Origin of the sequence: Oceanobacillus aidingensis, assembly GCF_042654105.1 — a bacterium.
GTDB classification, from domain to species: Bacteria; Bacillota; Bacilli; order Bacillales; family Amphibacillaceae; genus Oceanobacillus; species Oceanobacillus oncorhynchi.
Map to the genome: position 1 here is coordinate 288937 of NZ_JBHSFT010000049.1, position 26224 is coordinate 315160.

19 protein-coding genes, 1 pseudogene and 1 riboswitch are annotated in these 26224 nt (G+C 40.7%); of the genes and pseudogenes, 17 read left to right on the forward strand and 3 right to left on the reverse strand.

The window, feature by feature from the left end; all coding sequences use genetic code 11:
* The first annotated feature begins 29 nt into the window (after positions 1 to 29).
* Both ACFO3P_RS20820 and ACFO3P_RS20825 read left to right on the forward strand, forming a co-directional pair.
* On the forward strand, positions 30 to 326 hold the full coding sequence (locus tag ACFO3P_RS20820) for a hypothetical protein (protein ID WP_193062061.1): 297 nt from the start codon (positions 30 to 32) through the stop codon (positions 324 to 326).
* Between the two features lie 98 nt (positions 327 to 424).
* On the forward strand, positions 425 to 625 hold the full coding sequence (locus ACFO3P_RS20825; protein WP_193062062.1) for a hypothetical protein: 201 nt from the start codon (positions 425 to 427) through the stop codon (positions 623 to 625).
* Between the two features lie 434 nt (positions 626 to 1059).
* On the opposite strand, the pseudogene yidD reads toward ACFO3P_RS20825, so the two are convergent.
* The 3 genes and pseudogenes from yidD to plsY all read right to left on the reverse strand — a co-directional run.
* Positions 1060 to 1275: pseudogene (gene yidD / locus ACFO3P_RS20830) on the reverse strand (membrane protein insertion efficiency factor YidD); the annotation flags it as partial.
* A 6-nt stretch (positions 1276 to 1281) separates the two neighbouring features.
* Positions 1282 to 2214, reverse strand: coding sequence for a GTP cyclohydrolase FolE2 (gene folE2, locus ACFO3P_RS20835; RefSeq protein WP_042533806.1), 933 nt, complete (start codon positions 2212 to 2214; stop codon positions 1282 to 1284).
* A 123-nt stretch (positions 2215 to 2337) separates the two neighbouring features.
* Positions 2338 to 2919 (reverse strand): glycerol-3-phosphate 1-O-acyltransferase PlsY, encoded by a 582-nt coding sequence (plsY, locus tag ACFO3P_RS20840; protein WP_193062063.1) that lies wholly within the window; start codon positions 2917 to 2919, stop codon positions 2338 to 2340.
* A gap of 222 nt (positions 2920 to 3141) precedes the next feature.
* Here plsY and ACFO3P_RS20845 point away from each other — a divergent pair, with 222 nt between their 5' ends.
* The 15 genes from ACFO3P_RS20845 to ACFO3P_RS20915 all read left to right on the forward strand — a co-directional run bounded on the left by ACFO3P_RS20845 (position 3142) and on the right by ACFO3P_RS20915 (position 26173).
* Entirely contained in the window at positions 3142 to 4116 is a 975-nt protein-coding gene (locus ACFO3P_RS20845; protein ID WP_042533810.1) for an ABC transporter ATP-binding protein, read from the forward strand.
* Positions 4113 to 5636 (forward strand): ABC transporter permease/substrate-binding protein, encoded by a 1524-nt coding sequence (locus tag ACFO3P_RS20850; protein WP_193062064.1) that lies wholly within the window; start codon positions 4113 to 4115, stop codon positions 5634 to 5636. Before ACFO3P_RS20845 ends, ACFO3P_RS20850 begins: the two co-directional genes overlap by 4 nt.
* Positions 5637 to 5679: 43 nt before the next feature.
* Positions 5680 to 6096: a CoA-binding protein gene (locus ACFO3P_RS20855; RefSeq protein ID WP_084612960.1), complete on the forward strand. Its 417-nt coding sequence runs from the start codon at positions 5680 to 5682 to the stop codon at positions 6094 to 6096.
* A gap of 837 nt (positions 6097 to 6933) precedes the next feature.
* Positions 6934 to 8889 carry a DNA topoisomerase IV subunit B gene (gene parE / locus ACFO3P_RS20860; protein ID WP_193062065.1) on the forward strand — a complete coding sequence of 652 codons (1956 nt, stop codon included), beginning with the start codon at positions 6934 to 6936 and terminating at the stop codon, positions 8887 to 8889.
* 25 nt (positions 8890 to 8914) lie between these two features.
* Positions 8915 to 11374 (forward strand): DNA topoisomerase IV subunit A, encoded by a 2460-nt coding sequence (gene parC / locus ACFO3P_RS20865; protein WP_042533816.1) that lies wholly within the window; start codon positions 8915 to 8917, stop codon positions 11372 to 11374.
* A gap of 184 nt (positions 11375 to 11558) precedes the next feature.
* Positions 11559 to 12701 carry an acyl-CoA dehydrogenase family protein gene (locus ACFO3P_RS20870; RefSeq protein WP_193062066.1) on the forward strand — a complete coding sequence of 381 codons (1143 nt, stop codon included), beginning with the start codon at positions 11559 to 11561 and terminating at the stop codon, positions 12699 to 12701.
* Between the two features lie 16 nt (positions 12702 to 12717).
* Positions 12718 to 14073 carry an acetyl-CoA carboxylase biotin carboxylase subunit gene (locus tag ACFO3P_RS20875; protein ID WP_042533820.1) on the forward strand — a complete coding sequence of 452 codons (1356 nt, stop codon included), beginning with the start codon at positions 12718 to 12720 and terminating at the stop codon, positions 14071 to 14073.
* 1 nt (position 14074) lies between these two features.
* Positions 14075 to 14284 (forward strand): acetyl-CoA carboxylase biotin carboxyl carrier protein subunit, encoded by a 210-nt coding sequence (locus ACFO3P_RS20880; RefSeq protein WP_042533822.1) that lies wholly within the window; start codon positions 14075 to 14077, stop codon positions 14282 to 14284.
* Between the two features lie 21 nt (positions 14285 to 14305).
* Positions 14306 to 15085 carry an enoyl-CoA hydratase gene (locus ACFO3P_RS20885; protein ID WP_042533823.1) on the forward strand — a complete coding sequence of 260 codons (780 nt, stop codon included), beginning with the start codon at positions 14306 to 14308 and terminating at the stop codon, positions 15083 to 15085.
* 22 nt (positions 15086 to 15107) lie between these two features.
* Positions 15108 to 16637, forward strand: coding sequence for an acyl-CoA carboxylase subunit beta (locus ACFO3P_RS20890; protein ID WP_193062067.1), 1530 nt, complete (start codon positions 15108 to 15110; stop codon positions 16635 to 16637).
* A 339-nt stretch (positions 16638 to 16976) separates the two neighbouring features.
* Positions 16977 to 17087: riboswitch (SAM riboswitch) on the forward strand.
* 387 nt (positions 17088 to 17474) lie between these two features.
* Positions 17475 to 18143, forward strand: coding sequence for a carboxymuconolactone decarboxylase family protein (locus ACFO3P_RS20895; RefSeq protein ID WP_139089122.1), 669 nt, complete (start codon positions 17475 to 17477; stop codon positions 18141 to 18143).
* 133 nt (positions 18144 to 18276) lie between these two features.
* The gene (locus tag ACFO3P_RS20900) at positions 18277 to 19650 is read left to right on the forward strand and encodes an LLM class flavin-dependent oxidoreductase (protein WP_193062068.1); all 1374 of its coding nucleotides are present in this window, start codon (positions 18277 to 18279) and stop codon (positions 19648 to 19650) included.
* 48 nt (positions 19651 to 19698) lie between these two features.
* Positions 19699 to 21210 (forward strand): sodium:solute symporter family protein, encoded by a 1512-nt coding sequence (locus ACFO3P_RS20905; RefSeq protein WP_256706227.1) that lies wholly within the window; start codon positions 19699 to 19701, stop codon positions 21208 to 21210.
* 437 nt (positions 21211 to 21647) lie between these two features.
* Positions 21648 to 25280, forward strand: coding sequence for a dynamin family protein (locus tag ACFO3P_RS20910; protein WP_256706228.1), 3633 nt, complete (start codon positions 21648 to 21650; stop codon positions 25278 to 25280).
* The gene (locus tag ACFO3P_RS20915) at positions 25277 to 26173 is read left to right on the forward strand and encodes a 5'-3' exonuclease (protein WP_193062069.1); all 897 of its coding nucleotides are present in this window, start codon (positions 25277 to 25279) and stop codon (positions 26171 to 26173) included. Before ACFO3P_RS20910 ends, ACFO3P_RS20915 begins: the two co-directional genes overlap by 4 nt.
* Positions 26174 to 26224: the final 51 nt, after the last annotated feature.

The window sequence follows — 26224 nt, forward strand, 5'->3', positions numbered from 1 at the left end:
CCAAGTTTTCTAAAGAAAGAGGAATAGGAATGGCTTTTGGATTAAAAAGAGAAGAGTTAAACGAGTGGAAGCGGAATGTCCGTGCCGGAGAGATTGATTTTATTACTCATTATTGGCTGGATGACCGTTTTCCAGGCTGTAATACAGTAACCAAAGTGGGTTGCAGTGATTTGGAAAAGCTGAAAGCATGGGGAAGAAAATATCAGTTGGATGAATCCTGGATTGATTTAAAGCCCAAATATCCCCATTTTGATTTATTCGGGGAATACCAGTGGAAAATTTTAAAATCAGAAAACCGGCTGGAACAATTAGAGCGGTTTAAATAATTATTCAACTTTCGCACATTAAATAATAACTTCATTTCCATAGAAACAGAAGTTGATTGTTCCTTCGCTAACACTCTTGATAAAGAATAGAAGGTGAAGTGTATATCACCGCTGCGGCGGACCGTTTTGCTTTCCGACGTCCTGGGCCGGCGATTACTCGTCCCATCGAAAACTTTTGTACGTCGGAAAGCGGAGTGGTTGGCCGGAGCGGAGCTATGCACCATCACCAATTCCAAAAAAGCCGGATATTTAACCAAAATGCAAGTATGGTAATGGAGAACATGCTTACCCTGGAATAGCAAGATATATTTGCTTATTCTTAGGTGCGAAAGTTGAGATAATTAAAAAACGCAGGCGGACATATGTCTTCGCCTGCGTTTTTAGCATATCATTTTTACAATCAGTTGTTCTCAGGATATTCAATTTTTGGTTCTTTTTGTGTCTCGTCATAAGAAACAGATAAGTCTGCACCTTCAAAATACCAATCATCTGATTCTTCGATAAAGAAATGAATGCCTTCTACCAATGTAGAAGCAGATTCATTTTCGGGTGCTTCTGCTTTAATACCGAGGGAAAAACCGGCAATTCTGCCGCCGACTCCGCCATATCTTGGGAAGAATCGTATATTCTTTTCGTTTTGTAAATCTAATTCTTCTTTATACCATTTTGCTGCTTGTTCTGATACGGTGATTTCCATTATATCTCTCCCTTTTCCTGCTGTTTTGTCTTCTCCCTTTTTTTCCGGAACGTAATCTACGCCGCCTGGGTGAAATGGATGACATTTACTTATTCGCTTTATAGTTAATATTCCACCTTTAAAAAATCCAAAACGCTGAAATGCTTCTAATGCATAAGCTGAACAGGTTGGATAGAAACGGCAGGTTGCTGGTGTAAAAGGACTGATGGCAAGCTGGTAAAAGCGAATCAATCCAATAAAAATATATTTCATTTGTCGTTACCCTTGTCTGTTGCGTTTATCATAGGTAACAGAAGCAATTGCATCATGCATATGGATCGATTCTTCATTACGGCATGCTACATGGAACTTCATCACTGCCGGCAGCTCGTAAAGATCGGCAGCAATTAAACGAACCATATCCTCTACAAATCGGGGATTTTCATAAGCTGCTTCTGTCACCATTTTTTCATCCGGTCTTTTCAGGATAGGGTGAAGTCTGGCGCTTGCATTACTTTCTGCAGCTTCTAATAAAATGCCTTTCCAATCCCCGTCTGTATTAGAAAAACTTGGCTCCAGCTCAGTTTCCACGGTTACATTACCACGTTGGTTATGAGCGCTGTATTCACTGATTTCTTTGGAGCATGGGCATAATGTTGTTATTTGTACGTTTAGAGAAACAGTGATTTGATAATCCTCGTATTTGGAGTAACGTACGGAAACAGATGCTTCTGCATGGTTTAAACCAGCAGCATAGGTTTGGGGTGCTTTCCGCTCATAGAACCACGGGAAGCTGACAGAAACCGTTGCATCTGTTTGTTCCAATTTCACGGCCAGATCCTTTGCGAACTGTTTTAATTCATCAATAGAAACGGTAAATCCGCCTTGATGATATTGCTCTAACAGCTCCATAAAACGGCTCATATTCGTCCCTTTGCTATTCGCAGGGATGCTGGATGAAAAGGTGAACGTGCCGACGGTGGTTTGTTCAAATGGAGCTTGTCCGCTTAGGACACGGACAGGGTATTTTACATTAGAAACACCGACAACATCCAAATCAAAAAGAAAATCGCGTTTTACATTTTGCAGGTCAGCCATTTCGTTTTTTTCAGTCGGTTTTTTCTTCTCACCAGGAGGAACAGAACCGAATAATTTATGTCTTTCTTCCTTTGAAGGAAGTTTTTTTAATGGAATCGTGTTTAATTGATGCATAAAAACGTCCTTTCCTGATAAACATCTGAAAGCTTAGACTAGAAGCTCAAGGATGTTCAAACAATCTTTAATTATAGCCACTAGTATACTGAATTCGGCTTAAATATTCAATTTATCGGCTTTCTACATCCAGGTTATTTTAGGTTCTGTTCCGTTTATTATCCGTTTAATATTGGCCCAATGCCGATACGCTACAAAAGCAGTTAATATCAGGATAACGACAGTCAACCCGGTATTTTGGAAAAACAGCGACGCGAAAAAGGCCACAACTCCCGTAATCATAGAGGAAAGGGAAACATATTTAGATAAATATAATGACAGTAAAAATGTTGCAATCATAATAATAAATAGGATAGGATTAATCCCTAGTATCATCCCTCCTGATGTTGCAACAGCCTTTCCGCCTTTAAATTTAGCAAAAATCGGATAAGTATGACCTAATACAGCGATAATACCTATAATCAACGGATAGGCATCCGCATGAAATAATTGAGGTAATACAGCAGCAGCCGTTCCTTTTAAAATGTCGCCTAAGATAACGATGCTTCCAGCTTTTATTCCAAGTACACGGAAGGCATTGGTGGCTCCAAGGTTGCCGCTTCCATGCTCACGAATATCTATTTTATAACCAAGCTTGCCGATAATTAAGGCAAATGGAATAGATCCTAAGAGATATGCGGTAATCCCGAAAATAATATAATCCATACGTTCCCAACTCTCTTTTTCAAATTCTTATTCTATGTTCCTATGGCTATTTTAGCATGAACCAATCTGTTTAAGTACAAAAATTTTTAAGAAAAACACAGCAAAGCTTTCCATTTACTAATTTATTGTTTTCCTTATCCTTGATTTAAAGTGAAAAATAATACAGCAGCAGGTTTTTAAATAGTCACAAGCGGGAATCTTTTTATGAAGGAGGTTATTCTTATGATTACATTTAAAGATATTACAAAAACATACCCTGATGGGACAACCGCTGTCGACCAGTTTAATCTGACGGTCGAAAAAGGGGAATTTATGACACTTATCGGTCCCAGCGGCTGCGGTAAGACAACAACAATGAAAATGATCAACCGTCTGATTGATCCCTCTGCAGGAACAATATACATAAACGAGAAACCGGTAAGTGATTATTCCATTGACGCATTACGATGGAATATTGGATATGTTCTGCAGCAGATTGCTTTATTTCCTCATATGACTGTTCAGGAGAATATACAAGTTGTTCCAGAACTCCTGAAATGGAAAAAAGGAGAAAAAGAGAAACGAACAGATGAATTACTGGATATGGTGGGGCTCGATCCATCAATTTTTAAAAAAAGATATCCAAGCGAGCTTTCGGGAGGACAGCAGCAGCGTATCGGTGTTATCCGGGCATTAGCTGCAGACCCTGATATCGTATTGATGGATGAACCATTCAGCGCACTCGATCCAATCAGCCGGGAGCAATTACAAATGGATATCGATAAATTACAAAAAGACATCAAGAAAACGATTGTATTTGTTACCCATGATATGGACGAGGCATTGAAAATGAGCGACCGGATCTGTTTAATGAAAGAAGGGAGTGTGGTTCAATGCGGTTCGCCTGAACAATTAATGAAACACCCTAAAAATGATTTTGTGGAGGAATTCATTGGAAATCGAAAATCAGCCTGGCTGACATCTGTTCAGAAAGTTATGAAAAATGATGTACCAGCTGCTCATGACCGGGAGCCGGAAAATGTCATGACAATTCCTGCAACGAGTACAATAGAGGATGCATACGCAATAATTCAATCAGTAAATCAGATTGATTTTCCGGTAGTCGATGACAATCAGAAAACCATCGGAATTGTTACAAGAGATGAATTGCTTCAATACTTCTATCAACAGGAGAAGGAAGGGGCGAGCGTTTTATGAAGGAATTTATAAACGTGTTCCAGAATCGGCAGGATATGCTTCTTCAGGCGATTTGGGAGCATTTGCAAATTTCTTTGATATCACTTGGAATTGCGATTTTAATCGCTGTGCCAATCGGCATTATACTGACCAGATATCCACGCATTGCCGAGCCTATCATTGGCACATCCGCAGTTCTACAGACAATTCCGAGTCTTGCTGTATTGGCTTTTTTGATCCCGTTTTTAGGAATCGGTATCCAGCCGGCTATCGTTGCCCTAGTCCTTTATGGGCTGCTGCCAATCCTAAGAAATACATACACAGGGATAGACGGTGTAGATCCTGCCTTACGGGAAGCTGCCAGAGGCATGGGGATGAATACAAAAAAGCAATTAATGCGAGTAGATCTGCCAATTGCGATGCCGGTTATTATGGCTGGTATTCGCACCTCCATGGTTCTTATCGTTGGTACTACAACTATCGCAGCTTTAATCGGTGCTGGCGGACTCGGAGATATCATTTTACTCGGTCTGGACCGGGGCGGCGATATTCCGCTTGTATTATTAGGTGCGATACCGGCAGCTTTATTAGCTGTTATGCTTGATTTTATTCTGCGTTTATTTGAAAAGCTGTCTAAAAAATATGGTATTCAGGCATTTATTGCGATGCTTGTTATTGTTGTACTTGTCATCACCATTCCCTTGATGATTCCAAGCAGCCAAAAGGGAGAAATTGTGATAGCCGGGAAATTAGGAGCTGAACCAGAAATTATTATGAATCTCTATAAAATTTTAATTGAGGAAGAAAGTGATATCACTGTTGATATAGAACCGAATCTTGGAAAAACAGATATGGTATTTAACGCACTCCAGCAGGGCAGCATTGACATTTATCCGGAATTCACAGGGACGGTTATCGTTTCGCTGCTTGATGAACAGGCGGAATCCAATGAAGCAGAGGAAGTATATGCACAAGCCAGAGACGGTATAAAAGAAGCATATAATTTGGAGCTTTTAGAGCCAATGTTGTTTAATAATACGTATACAGTAGCAGTTACAGAAGAATTTGCGGAAGAAAACAATCTGGAGGATATCTCTGATTTGAAGTCGATTGAAAACCAGGTAACAGCCGGATTTACATCCGAGTTTAATGACCGCTATGATGGCTATGTCGGGATGCAGGAAGTATATAACCTGGACTTCAACGAGGTAAACACAATGGATCCAGGCCTTCGTCAGGGAGCCATTTCGGGCGGTGAGGTAGATGTGATTGATGCCTATGGAACAGACAGCTATATGGTAGAATTAGGGCTGGTATCCTTGGGAGATTCTGAAAATCTATTTCCGCCGTATCAGGGTGCACCGTTAATGCGAGCAGATACGTTAGAGGAATATCCAGAGATTGAGGACATATTAAATCAGCTGAGCGGACAAATTACGGATGAAGAAATGCAGGAAATGAATTATCAAGTGGATTATGAGGATGCAGCTGCAGAAGATGTTGCCAGGGATTACCTGATGGAAAATGGTTTTATTGAATAAGTGGAAAAAGAGATTCTAAACACAAACTAAAGGAGGAATTACCATGTCCATTGAAAACCCAAGTAAAGAAAGAATAAAAGAAATCCTGGAGAATGCGAAGACGATTGCGGTTGTAGGCTTATCTGCTAATCCAGAGAGAACCTCGTATCAAATAGCTCATAGAATGCAGGAGGAAGGATATAAAATTATTCCTGTCAATCCAACCATTGATGAGGTTCTTGGAGAAAAAGCCTACAGCTCCCTGGCAGAGGTAGACGAACCAATCGATATTATCAATGTTTTCCGCCGTCCGGAGCATCTGCCTGATGTCGCGAAAGATGCTGTACAGACGAATTGTAAGATGTTCTGGGCGCAGCAGGGAATTGTGAACGAAGAAGCTTATAATTATTTAAAAGAGCATGATTTTGAAGTCGTTATGGACCTTTGCATTAAGGTGTTACACGCAGTTTTATTAAAATAGTGTATAAACAATTAAAGACTGAGCCAGGCATGATAAGCCTGGCTCGGTCTTTTTGTTTCAGCGGATGCAGCCGGCAGCTTGCCCGGGTGAAAAGCATCTTCTGCTGACTATGCGCTTATCACAGAGATCATGCAACGGTTATTGCAGCAAAAAACGGCATTAAATTGCCCCGCATTGGTGCAGTTACTTGTCCTGCCGGAGAACTTTTACGTATATTCTCATTGCTAAAAAACGGGTTCAACAATTGGCTGTGGTTCTATGCAAATAAATGATTATCTTGCTTTTCTGCGATTTTTCCCATAAGATATTAATGATGTAAATATGGATATAGTGCGTTTGCCCTTTATGTGGAATGAGCATGTTTAGACTAGACGGAGAAACAAATTTTGCTCTATAGTGTATAAACAAGGTTTTATTTATCACCGATAAGCGTTTATAAACTTTCCTCGAAAGGATGCTTCATGTTATATAGATAGAACAAGGGTTGAAAGAAGCGTAATATAAGTATAGCTGCCTCTAATTCTAACCTGCAGATTTTTATCAACAAAAATTGTTTTTCTGTTAGAAGATTGTAATGAAGTTTCACTTTATTAGAAAGCATGGCATTTTTTAAAAGGGCCTCTTGAAAGTGCAAGCTGCTTTTCCGAAGCTCCTTATACTTTTAATCATGTAAGTCCTGATTGAATCGCTGACTCGTATCGAGGATAAACATTTATGAGGAACGCTAATACAGGAACATCGTGTTCGTGTTACAAGCAGGATAATTTTCTGTTTGCTTAATAAGAACGAATGTTCTATGATGTATATAGAGGTAGTATTGAAAGGAGAAGATGATTCGTGGAGAAAGAATATCAATACTCTGATAGCTCCATTCAGGTGCTGGAAGGACTGGATGCTGTACGAAAACGCCCAGGGATGTATATTGGAAGTACAGACATTCGCGGGCTGCATCATCTTGTTTATGAAATTGTTGATAATGCTGTTGACGAAGCGCTGGCTGGTCATGGCAATCAAATTACGGTAACCATACATAAAGATGACAGTATTTCTGTGGAAGATAGCGGCCGCGGTATGCCGATCGGAATGCATGCAACCGGAAAACCAACTACTGAGGTTATATTTACGGTGCTACATGCAGGCGGAAAGTTTGGGCAAGGAAGCTATAAAACAAGCGGAGGATTGCACGGGGTAGGTGCTTCTGTTGTTAATGCCTTATCGGAATGGCTGACAGTAACCACTTACCGCGACGGTCATAAATATGAGCAGCGTTTTGAAAATGGAGGACATCCGGCAACGACCTTAGAGGATAAAGGACCTTCCAGAAAGAAAGGTTCCTGCATTCATTTTAAGCCGGATCCATCTATCTTCTCGACAACGGTATTTAATTTTGAAACAATTTCCGAGCGTTTACGGGAGTCTGCCTTCTTATTAAAAGGGCTAAAAATTGAACTGAAGGATGAACACAATGGAGAGCGGCAGGTTTATGAATATCCTGAAGGCCTAAAATCTTTCGTAGAGTGGCTTAATGAGGAGAAGGACGTGCTTCAGCCAGTTGTTTCATTTGAAGGGGAGCAATCGGAAATTGAAGTTGAATTTGCCTTTCAGTTCAATGACGGCTTTGCTGAAAATATGCTTTCCTTTGTAAACCATGTGCGGACCAGGGACGGCGGTACACATGAATTTGGAGCCAGAACAGCAATTACCCGTACCATAAATGATTATGCAAGAAGAGCAGGGTTATTAAAAGAAAAAGATAAGAACTTGGAAGGGACAGATATCCGGGAAGGATTAACTGCGATTGTGTCCGTCCGTGTTCCGGAGAATAAGCTGCAATTTGAAGGGCAGACAAAAGGCAAGCTGGGAACAACAGAAGCCCGTTCGGCCGTTGATGGCGTAGTATCTGAACATCTGACATACTTTTTAGAGGAAAATGCAGAGATTTCTTCTTTGCTGATTAAAAAATCTATCCGTGCAAAAGAAGCACGGGAAGCTGCCAGAAAAGCACGTGAGGAAGCACGTACCGGAAAGAAACGAAAACGAAAAGATACGTTGCTTAGCGGAAAGCTGACCCCGGCACAATCAAAGAACCCAAAAAAGAATGAACTTTATCTTGTAGAGGGAGACTCTGCCGGCGGTTCAGCAAAGCAAGGGCGCGACCGTAAATTCCAAGCTGTGCTTCCGCTCCGGGGAAAGGTTATCAATACGGAGAAAGCTAAGCTGGAGGATGTCTTTAAAAATGAAGAAATTTCAACGATTATCCATACGATAGGTGCCGGAGTCGGCGGAGATTTTAATTTGGAAGACGTCCAATATGATAAAATTATTATTATGACCGATGCAGATACCGATGGAGCGCACATTCAAGTGCTGTTGTTAACCTTTTTCTATCGATATATGCGTTCTTTAGTGGAGTCGGGAAAAGTGTTTATTGCTCTCCCGCCGCTGTTTAAAGTATCAAAAGGAAAGGGAAAACAAGAAAAAACACGTTATGCCTGGGATGAAAATGAACTCCAAAAAGCAGTGAAGGAATTAAAAAATGGCTATGATATTCAGCGTTATAAAGGTCTCGGGGAGATGAATGCGGATCAATTGTGGGAAACAACGATGAACCCGGAATCACGTACCCTTATTCGTGTATCCATTGATGATATAGCGCGTGCAGAACGGAGAGTAACAACGTTAATGGGGGATAAAGTAGAACCCCGCCGTAAATGGATTGAAGGTCATGTTAAATTTGGTTTGGAAGAAGATGCAACCATTTTAGAAAATGAAAATATTCATAAGGAAGATTAGTTCGGATTGTAAGGAGTGATTCCATTTGGATCAAACAGAGAAATATTTAGATCTCCCCTTAGAAGAAGTTATCGGAGATCGCTTCGGAAGATACAGTAAATATATCATTCAAGATCGTGCGCTGCCTGATGCCAGAGACGGCTTGAAGCCTGTACAGCGGCGTATTCTTTATGCCATGCATGTAGAGAGAAATACGCATGACAAGAATTTTAGAAAAGCTGCTAAAACGGTTGGAACCGTAATCGGTAATTACCATCCACATGGAGATTCTTCTGTATACGAAGCAATGGTCCGCTTAAGCCAAAACTGGAAGGTACGTAACAGACTGATAGAAATGCACGGGAATAACGGCAGTATTGATGGAGATCCCCCTGCAGCAATGCGTTATACAGAAGCAAGATTATCTCCGATTGCGTCAGAGCTTCTTCGGGATATTGACAAAGAGACAGTTGAATACATTCCTAACTTTGATGAAACAACCGATGAGCCGGTTGTTTTACCGGCGAAATTTCCGAATCTCTTAGTAAATGGTTCTACAGGAATCTCCGCAGGCTATGCAACCGACATTCCTCCTCATAATTTAGGAGAAGTAATCGATGCAGTGATTATGCGAATCGATAAACCGGGATCAAGTGTAGATGATTTAATGCGTGTGCTGAAAGGACCTGATTTTCCGACCGGCGGCATTATTCAAGGGGTCGAAGGAATCAAAAAAGCATATGAAACCGGCAAAGGAAAGGTTGTCGTTCGCGGAAAGGCAGCCATTGAAACGTTAAAAGGGAACCGTGAACAAATCGTTGTGACAGAGGTACCTTTTGAGGTGAACAAAGCAGCAATGGTGAAGAAAATGGACGAGCTCCGTATTGACAGGAAGGTCGAGGGCATTGCGGAAGTACGCGATGAAACAGACCGGACAGGCCTCCGTATTGTTGTTGAGTTAAAGAAGGATGCAAATAGTGAGGGTATTTTAAACTTTTTATATAAAAACACAGACCTGCAGATCACATACCATTTCAATATGGTTGCTATCAAAGATAAAACGCCGACACTCTTATCCCTGCCGCAGCTTCTAGATGCGTATGTCAGTCATCAGCGCGAGGTTGTAACGAATCAAACCCGATTTGATTTAAATAAGGCGAAAAAGAGAGCACATATTGTCGAAGGCTTAATCAAAGCAATTTCGATTTTAGATGAGTTGATTGCCACCATCCGCGCATCAAAAGATAAGGCGGATGCAAAAAACCAGATTATGGCTAAATACGGTTTTACCGAACCACAGGCGGAAGCAATTGTTACTTTGCAGCTTTATCGGCTGACAAATACGGATATTGTTCAGCTTGAGGAAGAAGCTAGCGAATTAAGAAAACAAATGGAGAAGCTGTCTGCTATTTTGGAAAGCGAAAAGAAATTATTGCAAACCATTAAAAATGATTTAAGACAAATCAAGAAAAAATTTGCAGATGACCGCCGCACCCATATCGAGGAAAAAGTGGAAGAACTGAAAATTAATATTGAGGTGACCGTGGCAAGTGAGGATGTGTTAGTTTCCGTAACCAGAGACGGTTATGTCAAACGAACCAGCCTAAGGTCCTATGCAGCTTCCAATAGTGAGGATTTACCGCTGAAGGACGATGATCATCCGATAAGTCTCCTGGAAATCAATACAACGGATAATATCATGTTATTTACGAACAAAGGAAGATATATTATTTGTTCTGTTCACGAGCTTCCGGATATACGCTGGAAAGATATGGGACAGCATATTTCGCATATTGTTCCGCTGGAAAAAGAAGAACATTTTATTAAGGTCATACCTGTACGTGATTTTAAAGAAGAAGACGGCTTTCTAATGTTCTTTACTCGAAATGGCATGGTCAAACGCAGCGAATTTCAGCTTTATGAAGCGCAGCGACGTGGTAAGGCGTTAATTGCGTTAAATCTGAAAAATGATGATGAACTGGTTCATGTAAGCCGTACAGATGGCGGGAAAGATATATTTATCGCAACCAACAAAGGCTATGGTCTATGGTATGAAGAAGCAGAAGTGTCCATTGTCGGGCAGAGAGCAGCCGGAGTAAAATCGATCTCTTTAAAAGAGGATGATTTTGTTGTCAATGGACAAGTATTTGATCTGGAAGCACCAAAAGATTTATTTATCATTACGCAGCGCGGAGCCAGCAAACGCATGAAGCTAAAATCCTTTGAAAAAGCAAGCCGGGCGAAGCGCGGATTGCTTATGCTGAAGGAATTAAAGAAAAAACCGCATCGGATCCAAGGATTCTTTATGGTAAATAATCAGGAAATGATTTGCTATAAAACGAAAAATGGCGATACACAGAAGGTATATCCGCTGGAGTTATCCGCCTCCGATCGTTATGGCAACGGATCGTTTATGATTGATGCCGATCAGACCGGTGAAGTGATGGAAGTATATAAAGAAACAGTGTATGAAAAACCATTTGAAAATAATGATGAAGAATCGTAAAAAAATGATATTAACTCCCTGACAATGCCAAAACATTGTTAGGGAGATTTTTGTATTTTAGTTGAATAAAGAAGTCAGAGCAGCTGCTCAAGAAAAAGATTTTTATCTTTTCCTTTGCCTAATTCCCAGCTTTTGATAAAATGATAATGTAAGCGTGTTCAATTCGTCAAAAGGGGGTACGAGAATGGATTTTGATTTAACCAAGGAACAAAAGATGATTCAGCGGATGGTTTCTGACTTTGCTGAAAAAAACATCCGTCCAAGAGCAATCGATATTGATGTTAATGCAGCTTTCCCGGAAGATATTTTTCAAGACATGGGAGAGCTTGGTTTATTAGGGATTCCATTTCCTGAAAGCTATGGAGGCTCGGGCGGTGACACCGTTTCCTATGCCATCGCTGTAGAGGAAATCGGCCGCCGATGCGGAAGTACGGGCTTAAGTTATGCCGCTGCAGTTTCTTTAGGTGCCAGCCCGATTTATTATTTTGGAACAGAAGAACAAAAGCAGCGGTTTTTAAAACCAATTGCTGAAGGCCGTTCTCTTGGAGCTTTTGGTTTAACAGAACCGAATGCAGGGTCTGATTCCGGGGGGACAAAAACTACTGCTAAATTAGACGGAGACGAATATATTATTCAAGGAGAAAAATGTTTTATTACCAATGCCAGTTTTGCAGATTTTATTATTGTAACGGCAGTCACGAAAAAGGATGCAAATAACAAGAATAAAATATCTGCCATCATTGTGCCGACAGATGCTGAAGGGCTGACTGTCCGCAGTGATTATGACAAAATGGGCGTGCGCGGGTCAGATACCGCAGAAGTCATCTTGGATAATGTCCGTGTTCCCAAAGAAAATTTACTTGGTACAGAACATCAAGGCCATCAGCAATTTTTAAAAACATTAGATGGAGGAAGGATTTCTATTGCGTCATTAGCTGTCGGTATTGGTCAGGCGGCTTTAGACCGTTCCTTGCAGTACGCGAAGGATCGTAAACAATTTGGCAAATCCATTTCCAGTTTTCAGGCGATCCAATTTAAATTAGCAGATATGGCGATGGAAATTGAGCTTGCTCGTAATATGGTTTATAAAGCAGCCTGGTTAAAGGATCAGAATAGAAGCTTTTCCAAAGAGGCAGCATACGCAAAATTGTACGCAACGGAAATGGCATTTCGTGCGGCAAATCAGGCGATTCAAATTCATGGCGGTTATGGTTATATGCGTGAATATGAAGTAGAAAGGCTGCTCAGGGATGCTAAGTTATTGGAAATTGGAGAGGGGACATCTGAAATCCAACGCTTGGTTATTGCAAGACAGCTAGGCTGCTAGAGAAGGAGAGAAGATCATGATACAAAAAGTATTGATTGCTAATCGCGGTGAGATAGCCAGAAGAATTCTTCGCAGCTGCAAAGAATCAGGTATCAGGACGGTAGCTGTCTATTCCGAAGCAGATGAGAATGCTTTATTTAAACAAGAAGCTGACGAAGCTTATCCTATCGGTCCTTCACAAGTGCAGCAAAGCTATCTTCAATTAGATAAAATTATAGAAGTGGCCAAAAAAACAAATGCCGATGCAATTCATCCAGGCTACGGTTTCTTGAGTGAAAGCCCTTCATTCGCTGAACGCTGTAAAGAAGAAGGAATTATTTTTATTGGACCGGAAGCGGCTATTTTAAGTCTGATGGGAAGTAAAATTGAAGCTCGAAAAGCGATGATAGCAGCGGGGGTGCCTGTAATTCCCGGTACTGATCGTGCGGTGGAATCGCTGGAAGAAGCGGTCACTTTTGCTGAGCAAATTGGCTACCCTGTGATGTTAAAAGCATCTGCAGGCGGTGGAGGTATCGGAATGGAGGTTGTTCACACTTCGGATGAACTGCGAAAAGCTTTTGAAAATAACTCCAAGCGGGCCTTGTCTTTCTTTGGGGATGGAGCAATGTTTTTAGAGAAACACATAACAAACAGCAGGCATATTGAAGTACAGGTTTTAGCAGATTGTCATCAGCATACGGTTCATTTATTTGAAAGAGAATGCTCTATTCAGCGCCGGAATCAAAAGGTCTTAGAAGAAGCCCCATCGCCATCTATTTCTGAAGCACTTCGCATGAAATTAGGAGAAACAGCTGTTATCGCTGCGGAGGCAATTGATTATACCAATGCCGGAACAATTGAATTTTTAGTTGATGAATCGGAGCAATTTTATTTTTTGGAAATGAATACACGTATTCAGGTAGAGCACCCCGTCACAGAAGAAATAACAGGGATTGATATTGTCAAAGAACAGATTCGTATTGCCAATCAGCAGGCACTGTCTTTTACACAGGAAGAAATCACCCGAAACGGGCATGCGATAGAAATAAGAGTTTATGCAGAAGATCCCATTCGATTCTTTCCATCGCCCGGAAAAATCACAGCACTGGAACTGCCTGAAGGAGAAGGTGTCCGTAATGAATGTGCTGTTGCATCCGGAGATATGGTAACTCCTTTTTATGATCCAATGATTGCAAAACTGATCGTTTTTGGGGAAAACCGGGCAGAAGCGAGGAATAAGCTGGAAAAAGCGCTTGGTCGATTCAAAATAGAAGGGATAAAAACCAATATACCGATGCTTCAGGAAATTATCACCTATGAGGCATTTAAAAAAGGAAATACACCAACAAACTTTTTAGATAAATATTATCAACCAACTACAGGAGGGAATTAAGATGGAGATTAAAGCATCGATGGCAGGAAATGTGTGGAAGATTACAGTGCAACAGGGAGAGGCTGTGGAAGAAGGGCAGGATGTCGTTATTCTAGAGTCAATGAAAATGGAAATTCCGATTGCTTCAGAGGGAAAAGGGATTTTGAAGGAATGGAAGGTGCAAGAAGGAGATTTTGTTAATGAAGGAGATACGATTGCAATCGTTGACTAAATCAGTTTGGAGTGAACGCCTATGCAACTTGTAAACGTAGAAACAGTGGATAATCATATCGCTGTTATCACATTAAATCGGCCGGAAGCAGCCAATGCATTATCTTTCGCGTTACTAACAGAGTTAGAGAATTGTATTCAAAAAATCAGTACGGATCGTGCTATACGCTGTGTGATTATTACAGCCAGCGGAGAAAAAGCTTTCTGTGCCGGAGCAGATTTAAAAGAACGAAAGGCAATGAATGAGGAGGAAGTTGTTGCTGCTGTACAGAAAATTAGCAGACTTGCCGATTCCATAGAAAAAATAGAGGTTCCTGTAATTGCTGCTATTAATGGCGTCGCCTTTGGAGGCGGACTGGAAATCGCTTTAGCCTGTGACCTGCGCATTGCGGCCAATCATGTAAAGCTGGGGTTGACGGAAACCTCTCTGGCGATTATACCCGGAGCCGGCGGGACACAGCGTTTGCCAAGATTAATTGGAATCGGCCAGGCGAAACTGCTTATTTATACTGCCAAAACAATTTCAGCAGAGGATGCATTAGCCATTGGACTGATTGAGCGGTCAGTCGCCACTTCTTTTTTACAAGACGAAGCAATAAGTATTGCCCGGAAAATAAGCCAAAATGGACCGATTGCTATGAAGCAGGCTAAACAAGCGATTAATCAAGGAATGGATCTTTCGATAGATGAAGCGGTTCAATTGGAACATGCAGCTTATGTAAAACTAATACCGACAAAGGACAGAAAAGAAGGATTGCTTGCATTTCAAGAGAAAAGAAAGCCTGATTACCATGGAAGTTAAAGCCGGAAAGGAGAATGCTTATATGCCTGTGAATCAAGAACTTAAGGAGCGTATAGAAAAAATAAAAAAGGGAGGAAAACAAAAGTATCACGACAGCAATGCTGAAAAGGGCAAGCTTTTTGCTAGAGAAAGAATCCAGCTTCTTTTTGATTCTCATGAGACACTTGAGGATGGTTTATTTGCCAATGCGATGGATGAAGACCTGCCGGCAGACGGCGTGGTTACAGTAACAGGAAAAATAAACGGTCAGACAGTTTGTGCGATGGCAAATGATTCGACCGTCAAAGCAGGAAGCTGGGGACAGCGGACGGTGGAGAAAATTTTACGTATTCAAGAGACGGCTGAGAGGCTGGAGGTGCCCATGGTTTATCTGGTAGACTCTGCCGGTGCCCGAATTACAGATCAAATAGATATGTTCCCGGGAAGAAGAGGAGCGGGACGTATTTTCTATAATCAAATTAAGCTGTCAGGAAGAGTGCCGCAAATCTGCTTATTGTTTGGTCCATCCGCTGCCGGCGGTGCCTATATTCCGGCCTTTTGTGATATCGTTGTCATGGTTGATGGGAACGCATCGATGTATTTAGGTTCACCGCGAATGGCTGAAAAGGTCATTGGCGAAAAGGTTTCTTTAGAGGAAATGGGCGGAGCAAAGATGCACTGTACAACCTCAGGAGTAGGCGATGTTTTAGTAGATACCGAAGAAGAAGCGATTCAATTTGCACAGAAGTACTTAACGTATTTTCCTGCTAATTTTCGTGAGAAGCCAAAAAAAGCAGCATCTGTAGAACCAAAAAGCTTTGATAAGCCAATCAGCGAAATTATTCCAGAAAATCAAAATGCTGCTTTTGATATGTATGAACTGATTGACCGTACAATTGATGAAGGCAGTTTTTGTGAAATAAAAAAGCGGTTTGCTCCAGAATTAATTACTGGGCTGGCCCGTATCAACGGTCAAAGTATAGGAATCATTGCTAATCAGCCACGTGTAAAAGGAGGCGTTCTTTTTACGGATTCAGCAGATAAAGCAACAAAATTTATCCAATTATGTGATGCGTTTGAAATTCCGCTGCTGTTCTTAACGGATGTACCAGGATTTATGATTGGAACAAGAGTGGAGAAGCAGGGAATTATTCGCCATGGAGCCAAAATGCTGTTTGCAATGAGTGAGGTAACGGTACCTAAAATTTCTGTTATTGTCCGAAAGGCTTATGGAGCTGGTCTATACGCGATGTCAGGGCCGGCTTTCGATCCGGATTGCTGTTTAGCCTTTCCAAATGCACAGATTGCTGTTATGGGACCGGAAGCAGCAGTGAATGCAGTAGAAGCAAATAAAATCGCTCAGCTTCCAGAAGAAGAAAGGGAGGCATATATCGCAGAAAAGCAGGCCGCCTATAAAGAGAACATTGATATTTACCGCTTAGCTTCCGAAATGATTATTGATGATATCATTGATCCAGATCATCTTCGGAGCGAGCTGACAAGACGTTTCACCATTTATCAGAATAAGAAAAAGCAATTTACCGAGAGAAAACATGGGGTTTACCCAGTGTAAACAAATAATGGAAACGCTTAGGCTAGAATGTGGTCTAAGCGTTTTTACTGAAAACAAAAAAACATTAATTCACCATAATTGTATTATGTAAACTAAATGATGAATTTTAAGGACACGATGAAAAAAGCTGCTCAATCGATTTAGCATCGTACTCTATAGCAGGAAAATATAATTACATGTGATAAAACAACCAGTCGCCGCTTACAGCAAAAAGATATCTGCTAATATTATCAATAGATTTTGATCAAGAAACGCTTCATTAAATTAAAATTTCCACTTGACATATTTTTTAGAATTCGATAACATATGAAGAAATCTTAAAAAACTAAATAATGTAATTCCTTATCAAGAGCCGGGGGAGGAACTGGTCCTATAATCCCGCAGCAACCATTACTGGAAACGCAGTAAAATGGTGCTAATTCCAGCAAGTTTTCACTTGAGAGATGAGGCAGTGTGTAAAGAAACCCTCTTCTTCTGGAAAAGGGGTTTTTTCATTTTTAAACAAGGGTAGGGAGGGAATAATTTCAAAGGGGCAAGCATGGCTTAAAACCGAGTAATTAGATAGGTAAAGTTTAATTATTATGGTGGCTGTAAGAAAATTAACGAGATGGATTTACAATTTGTATGATTTTATCGCAGCACAAATCAGTGGGCAAAGGAAACAGACCAGGTTCACGATGTCCTAGGGCTGAAACTGGGACTGGGACTGCGATTACTCGTCCCATCGAAGAGCTTTTGCGATTAACCGTCCTATTATAAAGAGTTGTGCGTCGAAAAACCTTCACTAATTGAAGTTTCACTGTATGACAAGCCAAAATTTTAAATGTATGAGGAGAGATTTCATTGACTAAAACAGATAGTTTATATCAAAAATCTTATTTTAACCGGATAACAGAATTAAAAGAATATGCACCGGAAGCGTTTCAAACTTTTTTTGCTTTTAACGATAAAGCATTAGCTGAGGGTGAATTATCAGTTAAATTAAAGGAATTAATTGCGGTAGCCGTAGCGCACATTACGGGGTGCCCGTACTGCATTGATTTACATGTGGGGAATGCTAAAAAAAATAACGCTGATAAAGAGGAAGTAACAGAGGCCATTTTTGTTGCAACAGCTCTAAAGGCTGGTTCAGCGGTTGCTCATGGTGTGAATGCGCTAAATGCGTTTGATGAAGAGGAAAAAGACGAGCTGTACAAAGCATCCTATTTTAATAGATTAACCGAATTTGGTGACATTGATGCGGATACATTCAAGGCATTTGCTGCTTTTGATCATAAATCTATCAAAGCAGGCAAATTGACCGAAAAGGAGAAAGAGCTTATCGCGGTGGCATCAGCACATACCACAGGCTGCCCGTATTGCATTGATCTGCATACGAAAAACGCCAAAAAAACAGGATCCAGCCTAGAGGAAATATCAGAAGCGATTTTTGTGGCAGCAGCTTTAAAAGCCGGGTCCGCAGTGGCACATAGTGTGAATGCCTTAAATGCTTTCGATGAATCTTAAGTAATCAGCAATTCAGAAGTAAGGGCCGATACCAAAATCAATGGCTGACTGCATCAAATGAGAGATAGTCAATTATAGATTTTGGTGAAGCGGTCAAGATGAAAATTTATGAGAAAAGGAGCTTATCGAAACGATGACAAAACAAATTCACCTGAATGGATTTATTCAAAATTCACCTTCCCCTCACTCGACAGGATTATGGAAGCATGAAAAGGACGAGGGGACAAAACATAATGACCTGTCATATTGGATAGAAACAGCAAAAATCCTGGAACGCGGTAAATTTGATGCCATGTTTATTGCTGATGTGCTTGGAACCTACAGTGTATATGAAAATAGTCATGAAGCAGCTGTCCGGCATGCTGTACAGCTTCCGGCACATGATCCATTGATTCCGATTTCTGCTATGGCGGCTGTCACTGAAAATCTCGGCTTTGCGCCAACAATTTCTGCTACATATGCACAACCATACGCACTCGCAAGGCAGCTATCTACACTGGATCATTTAACGAATGGAAGAGTTGCCTGGAATGTGGTGACTTCTTATTTAGAAAGCGAGGCAGTCAATCTTGGCCTTTCCAGCCGTCTTCCTAAGGAACAGCGCTATGACCGTGCAGATGAATTTCTCAAAGTCGTTTATAAACTTTGGGAACACAGCTGGGATGACAATGCTGTTGTTCATGATGGCACAAAGGATACATTTGCACAGCCGGATAAGGTTCGTTTGATTAATCATGAAGGTGAATTTTTCAATGTACCTGGTCCGCATTTGGTTGAACCTTCTCCGCAGCGTACGCCTGTTTTATTCCAAGCAGGAGCTTCACCAAAAGGAAGAGATTTTGCAGCGAAACATGCAGAGGCGGTTTTTACTAAAAATCATTCCTTGGATGCGTTAAAGGCCTATGTTGCAGATATTCGGAAACGAACAGAGGAACAGGGCAGAAATCGGCAAGATATATTTGTTTTTCCTATGATTTTGCCAATCATTGGGTCAACGGAAGAAGAAGCGCTGGCAAAGTATGAAGATTTAACAGACCACGTCAGCTACGAAGGAACTGCGTCTCTCCTTTCCGGACATACAGGAATCGATTTTTCAAAATATAATCCGGATCAGTATATTGAAGATATACAGACAGAAGCAGTACAGGGAAATCTGGATATGTATACAAAAGATCCTAATAAGAAATGGACACTGCGGGAAGCTGTTAAAAATCATGGACTCGGCAATGGTACGGTGAAATTTATCGGAACACCTGAACAAATTGCAGATCGAATGGAAGAATGGGCATTTGAAGGTGACGTGGATGGTTTCAATATCGCGCAGACCTATTCTCCGGATACATTTCGGGAATTTGTGGATTTAGTTGTTCCTGAATTGCAAAAACGCGGCATTTACCGGACTGAATATGAAGGGAAGACGCTTAGAGAAAATATGTTTGGAAATGGAACACCCCATTTACCCGATAATCATCCTGCGCGAAAGCTTGGCAGCTTTCAGCCGAGATAACGGAGAAGTACATTTCCTGTTTTACTCGTATGTGCAAGGAGGTCAGAGATGAGTACAATTATGCTTTATACATGGATCGGTTTTGCAATATTTCTAGCTGTCATGCTGATCCTTGGTTACATAAGTGCTAAAAAAACGAAAAACATCAGTGATTTCGCTACAGGCGGCGGAAGTCTGGGACCCTATGTACTGGGCCTGTCCTTTGCTGCTACTTATCTAAGTGCAGCAACTTTTCTGGGTTACCCGGGATGGACTCATGACTGGGGATTGTCTAACCTCTGGCTGTTTTTGGCGATGATCGGCGGCGGGCCAATAGGAGTGCTGATGGTAGCTAAAAAAGTAAGAAAGCTGAATACAAAACAAAAGTCCCTTTCCCTGCCGGATTGGCTTGGTGACTTCTATAATAGTGATATTTTAAGAGTGGGAACTGGGCTGATTTTACTTTTTAACATTTTTTATATAGCAGCTCAGTTTGTAGCAGGAGCAAGAATTTTTGAATACCTTTTGGGAATGTCTTATACAAGCGGATTGATATTTATCGCAGTCATTGTTGTTCTGTATGTTTATGCCGGAGGAGCATTTGCTGATATTTATACAGATGCTGTCCAAGCGGTTATGATGGCAATTGCAGGCTTAGCTATATTTATTTCCGGAATTATTATTTTCTGGGAAGGAAGTGTTACAGCAACCTTCACTGGCATTACAGATAATCTCAGCGTGCAGAATGGGAATTTAGTAAGCGTATTTAACCCTGATTCGCTCCATTTCTATTCGTTTGGAGCAATATCTGGCGCGATTATTATTCAGTGGGCCTTTGCTTCTGCACCTCATTTATTCAATAAAGTGCTTGGCTTAAAGCATGAAAGAGACCTGGGAAAAATGATTCTAACCTATGTTATTACCGCAGCCTTTTGTCTGCTTGTTCTTTTTGGAGGGTTATACAGCAGAACAGCGCTTGGGGACAATGTTGCAGCCGCTGATTTAGCATTGATGGAGTACGTAGTTTGGGCCTTTCCGGCAATCTTTGTAGCTCTTTTTGGAATCGTTATTCTTGCTGCAGCCATGTCCACGACGGACGGGATATTCGTCTCCATTTCTACGGTGTTCGCGAACGACATTTTCCTGAAATTCCTCGTGAAAAAGAAAATTATCAAGCTAAGCAATGAGAAGGCGCAGAAAATTGCGCTCAAAATCAGCCGTCTAGCTGTTCCACTGGTGGGGCTGATCGCCTTTTTAATTGTATTACGGCCGCCCGCATATATGGGCGATGTCATGTGGATTGGGATTTCCGGCATTGCTGCAGGAACGATGGGACCGATATTACATGCTATCTACAGTAAGAAAAAAGCTCCAGCGAGAGCGGCAGAAATCTCGATGGCAGCAGGTTTGTTTTCCTACCTTTTTATTTACTTTACTGGTATTATCCCAAGTACCATGTCTGCAGGCGCTGCGGCTACTTTTATTGGTATAGCAACGATTACGATTCTGGCAAAAATATTGAAAAATCCTTCTTTACCACAAGAGAAGGAAACAGAAAAAAATCAGGTCCGGGCAAATTAAAGAGGGGGTGAGTATGGATGTTTGTTAATCCGATGCTTTCCGTATGGCTTTACGGATTTATCTTTTGTCTTATTATCATCGGTATCTCCCTTTGGAAAGGCTATTTTAGAAAATAAAATAATCATAACATGCTGTTAAATAATAAAGTAATAGATTGATAACCTCCTGCCTGCAGGGGGTTATTTATATGTTATTGTGTTTGCATACTGTGTTTGCTCGTCCCATAGAAGGGCTTTTGTAAGACACCCGTTTTAAAAACAAAGAAGGCTTGTCAGTTTCACTTTATCAGAATCTGATTAGCACCTAGAAATCAAAACAAATATTGCGTATAATGAAGGTGTTATGTAAAGTACTTAAACCACACCTCGTAAAGACAGAAAGAAACGTCATAGACGTTAAAAGTAGATATGAATAAGTTGAAAAAGGGGTAAAGGCTTGTGATCACGTATATGGAAAAAAGGGTAACAGAACAACAAATTGCGTTTCTCTATAATGAAATGAAAAACAAGGGAGATCAGGTAAATGCAGATAAGATGCTTGATATCTTGGAAAAATACGTTAACCAAGAGTTTATTATCACCCTAACAGGTCATTTTTCTGCGGGGAAGTCTTCTTTAATCAACCATTTATTAGGGGAAGAAATTTTAGCGAACAGTCCGATTCCTACCAGTGCGAATGTTGTTAAAATCTCATCTGGAGAAGGTGCTGTCAATGTGTTTTATCACAATGGAAACGTGGTGGAATATCACGAACCGTATAACCTGGAGCAAATCAAGCAGTTCGCGACTAATAAAAATGATATAAAAAAAATGCACATCAGCACAGGGGATAACATTTTGCCGCAGGATACGGCTATTTTAGATACGCCGGGAATCGATGCTGCAGATGACGTGGACCGGATGCTGACAGAAGCTTCACTTCATTTATCGGATTATCTTATTTATGTAACGGATTATAACCATGTGCAATCCGAAGTGAATCTATTATTTTTACAGGCAATGCAGGAAAATGAACTGCCATTTATGATTGTTATCAACCAGATAGACAAGCATAATGAAGCAGAATTGCCTTTTGTCGAATTTGATAAAAAAATTAAACAAACGTTTGATCAATGGAATCTGCACCCTTCTTCCATTTTCTACACATCTCTTAAAAATTCGGAAGCACCGCACAATGAGTGGTCAGAGCTGAAAGATAAAGTGTTTCATATGCTGCAATCGAAGCATGAGTATATGACGATGGAGGCAAGCATTCGACAAATTGTGCGTGACCATAAAGAAAAGGTGCATCGGGAAATGTCGAATCAGAAAGCATCCCTGGATGACGTTGATGAAGCATTATTGGCTCAGAAAATAGAAAGCTTAACAAACGAAATTGAAAATCTGGAGCAGCAGCCGGAAAAGATAGCAGCCGGTTTTTTAACGGAGGTGGATCAGACTGCGAAAAATGCTTATCTGATGCCAGCTGATTTAAGAGAGCTTGCGAAGGAATATTTAGAATCTGTACAGCCTGATTTTAAGGTCGGCGGGTTATTCACTAGCAGCAAAAAAACAAAAGAAGCTAAATTAGAACGAAAACAAAATTTCATGGAAGCTTTAGAAAAGAATGTCGAGACAACATTAAAATGGAAGCTTCGTGATAAGTGGTATGAGTATATTGAAAGCAACCAGCTCGACTCTTCCTATCAGGAGAAAGGAGTTTCTTTCCTGGAATGGACATTAAGTGATGAGCTGCTGGAAAATAATTTGCGTAAAGGTGCTACGATAAACGGCGACTATGTTTTAAATTATACAAATGAAATTGCAGCCAGTTTAAAATCATATTTTAAGAAACAGATGAGACAGCTGGCTAATGAAGTGAAAAAAGAACTTGAAAATAAAAATGAGAGTAAATTAAATGAGTTAAAACAAGCATTGGAGGAATGGCAGAAGAAAGCATCAGAACGAAAGGCTAATCAGGCGCTTGAAAAGGAAGAGTCAGCTTATTTCAACTATTTAGATGAGGCGGAAGAACACCCGGAAGTGCCGGCAGAAATTATTACGGAAATGAAGGAGGAGCTGCAAGCCCGCCAAGTGATTCCAGAGCAGGGCACAGCTGCTTTGGAAATATCTAATGAGGAAATACCGGCAGATGAGCCTGAGGAGGAACAAGAAGCCTTAGAGAAGGAATGGCATGATAATACAGCTCAGGATGTCGTCCGTGATATTGATCATGTATTGCAGCTGATTCAATTGCCGGGCTTTGAAAGCTACCAGCAGGATTTAAAGAAACGAAAAATATCTCTGACAGAGCGTTCCTATACGATTGCTTTATTTGGTGCCTTCAGTGCCGGAAAATCATCCTTTGCCAATGCCATTCTTGGGGAACGTGTCTTGCCGGTTTCCCCGAATCCGACAACCGCTGCGGTCAATCGGATTCGTCCGGTTACCAGTGAAAATCAGCACCGGGATGTTATTGTAACCTTTAAATCCGAGGAAATGCTGGCCGACGATATTCAAACACTGGCAAAAGAGTGTGAACCGCCGGAAGCTTCTCTGGATGAGCTGATTACATGGCTGAAAACAGAGAACGTGCTGACAGATGCGCGTTTGCCAAAAATGTATCAGGCTTATTTACGTGCGATGCTGGAAGGTTATGAAGAGGCAAAACCGGCAATTGGCACTCCGATAAAAATAACCTTCGATGATTTTGAGTCATATGTGACAGATGAAGAAAAAGCGTGTTATATTGCATCGATGGATCTTTTTTATGATTGTGAAGTAACAAGGCAGGGAATTACGCTTGTAGATACACCGGGTGCAGATTCGATTAACGCCAGACATACCAATGTATCCTTTGAATATATCAAGCATGCAGATGCTATTTTATATGTGACCTACTATAATCATGCTTTATCCCGTGCAGATAAAGATTTTCTGATGCAGCTGGGACGTGTAAAGGATGTATTTGAGCTGGATAAAATGTTCTTCATCGTCAATGCCGCAGACCTTGCCAGCAATTTGGCAGAATTAAATCTGGTAACCACTTATGTTAAAGAACAATTAGCGCAATTGGGAATTCGTTTTCCACGTCTTTATCCAGTTTCCAGCAAGCTTTCTTTGGCAGAAAAAACAGACCAGAAGACCTTGAACGAACAGATGGAGGCTTTTGAAACACGGTTCTATGACTTTATTCACCATGATTTAACTGCCCTTGCGAAAAGAGCTGCAATCAGCGATATTGAACGTTCCGGGGAGGCATTGGACCAATTTATCCAATCCTTAAAACTGGATCAATCTGCAAAAAAGAAACGGAAAGAAACATTAGAGAATGCGTATCAGCAACTTGTTCAACATGTAGAAAAACGGGATATCTCTTCGACCGAAAACCGCTGGCATCAGAAATTAGAAAAGCAAACGTACTTTTTGAATGGACGTTTTACCATCCGTTTTCATGACCTGTTTAAAGAAATTTATAACCCGACAACCATTACAGAGTCTGGAAAAACAGGACGGGAACAGCTCACAAAGCAATTTGAACAGCTGGTTCAGTACATGGAATCTGAATTGCATCAGGAATTATTAGCGATTTCTTTACGGATAGAACAGCTGTTAAAAAGCTTGTTAAAAACCAATCAGCAAGAAATGATTGAAGAAGCGAAAAAACTGGATCCGGTTTTTTCCATTTCGGAGTGGGATATGACGGCTTTTGACACACCGGATATAACGATAAAACTATCGATCAACAAGCAGAATGAGCTGCAAAAATTATTTGCTAAGTTTAAAGATACGAAAACCTTCTTTGTTCAGAATCAAAAAGAAGAAATCAAAGAACAGCTTTATACAATTATTGAATCAGACATCCAAGCATTTGTAGAAGAAGGCGGAAGGTTAATTCAGTCTTCTTACCAAGCGCAGTGGGATAAAGGAATAGAACAGGAAAAAACAACGCTTGTACATGAAGCGGATGTCCTTTATCAGCAATTTATTGACCGTCTGTTTGTAGAGGTGGATATGGATGATTTAATGGAAATGAAACAACAGATGGATGTTATCCTGACTGGATACAGAGAGGAAGGAAATGAAGTATGACAACAAAAAAAGTTTTATTAGTAGATGGCATGGCGCTCCTGTTTAGGGGCTTCTTCGCCACTTCTTTCCGCGGAAATTTTATGTATAATTCAAAAGGAGTTCCGACAAACGGAGTTTATCAGTTTTTACGCTATTTAACAGATGCCATTCATACATTTGAACCGTCTCATGTGGTTTGCTGCTGGGACATGGGGAGCAAAACCTTCCGCACAGAAATGTATAACGGCTATAAAGCCAATCGGGATGAACCGCCGGTGGAACTGATTCCGCAGTTTGATTTAGTAAAAGAAGTAGTAGAATCCTTTGATATTCCTAATATCGGTTTAGAAAACTTTGAAGCAGATGATTGCATGGGAACCCTTGCCAATATGTATAATCCGGAAAATGATGTGTTTATTTTGTCAGGAGATCAGGATTTGCTGCAATTAGTCAAGGAGAATATCCGCGTGATTATTATGCGGAAAGGTCAGGGGAACTATGAAGTCTTTAATAAAGATAACTTCTATGAGAAAAAAGCACTTACACCAGCACAAATTATAGATTTAAAAGGGTTAATGGGAGACTCCTCGGATAATTATCCAGGGGTAAAAGGAATCGGAGAAAAAACAGCCTTGAAATTATTACAGGAATTCGGAACCATTGATGAATTAGTAAATAATATAGAAAAGCTTCCAAAAGGGGTGCAAAATAAATTACAGACAGATATGGATATGCTCTATTTATCCCGGACGCTTGCCGAAATTAAATGTGATGTTCCGATTAGTTGTGATTTAGAGGATTCTAAATGGAATTTTAAAGAAGAGAAAGTGACATCAGCATTAGATAAGCTGGAATGGAAGCATGTAGACCGGTTACTGGCACCTATAAAGGATCAAACATCTGTATCGTTTTAATTTATCTTTAGAATAAACTGGGGTATCCTTTGTACCTCCCCTGGGTATAGA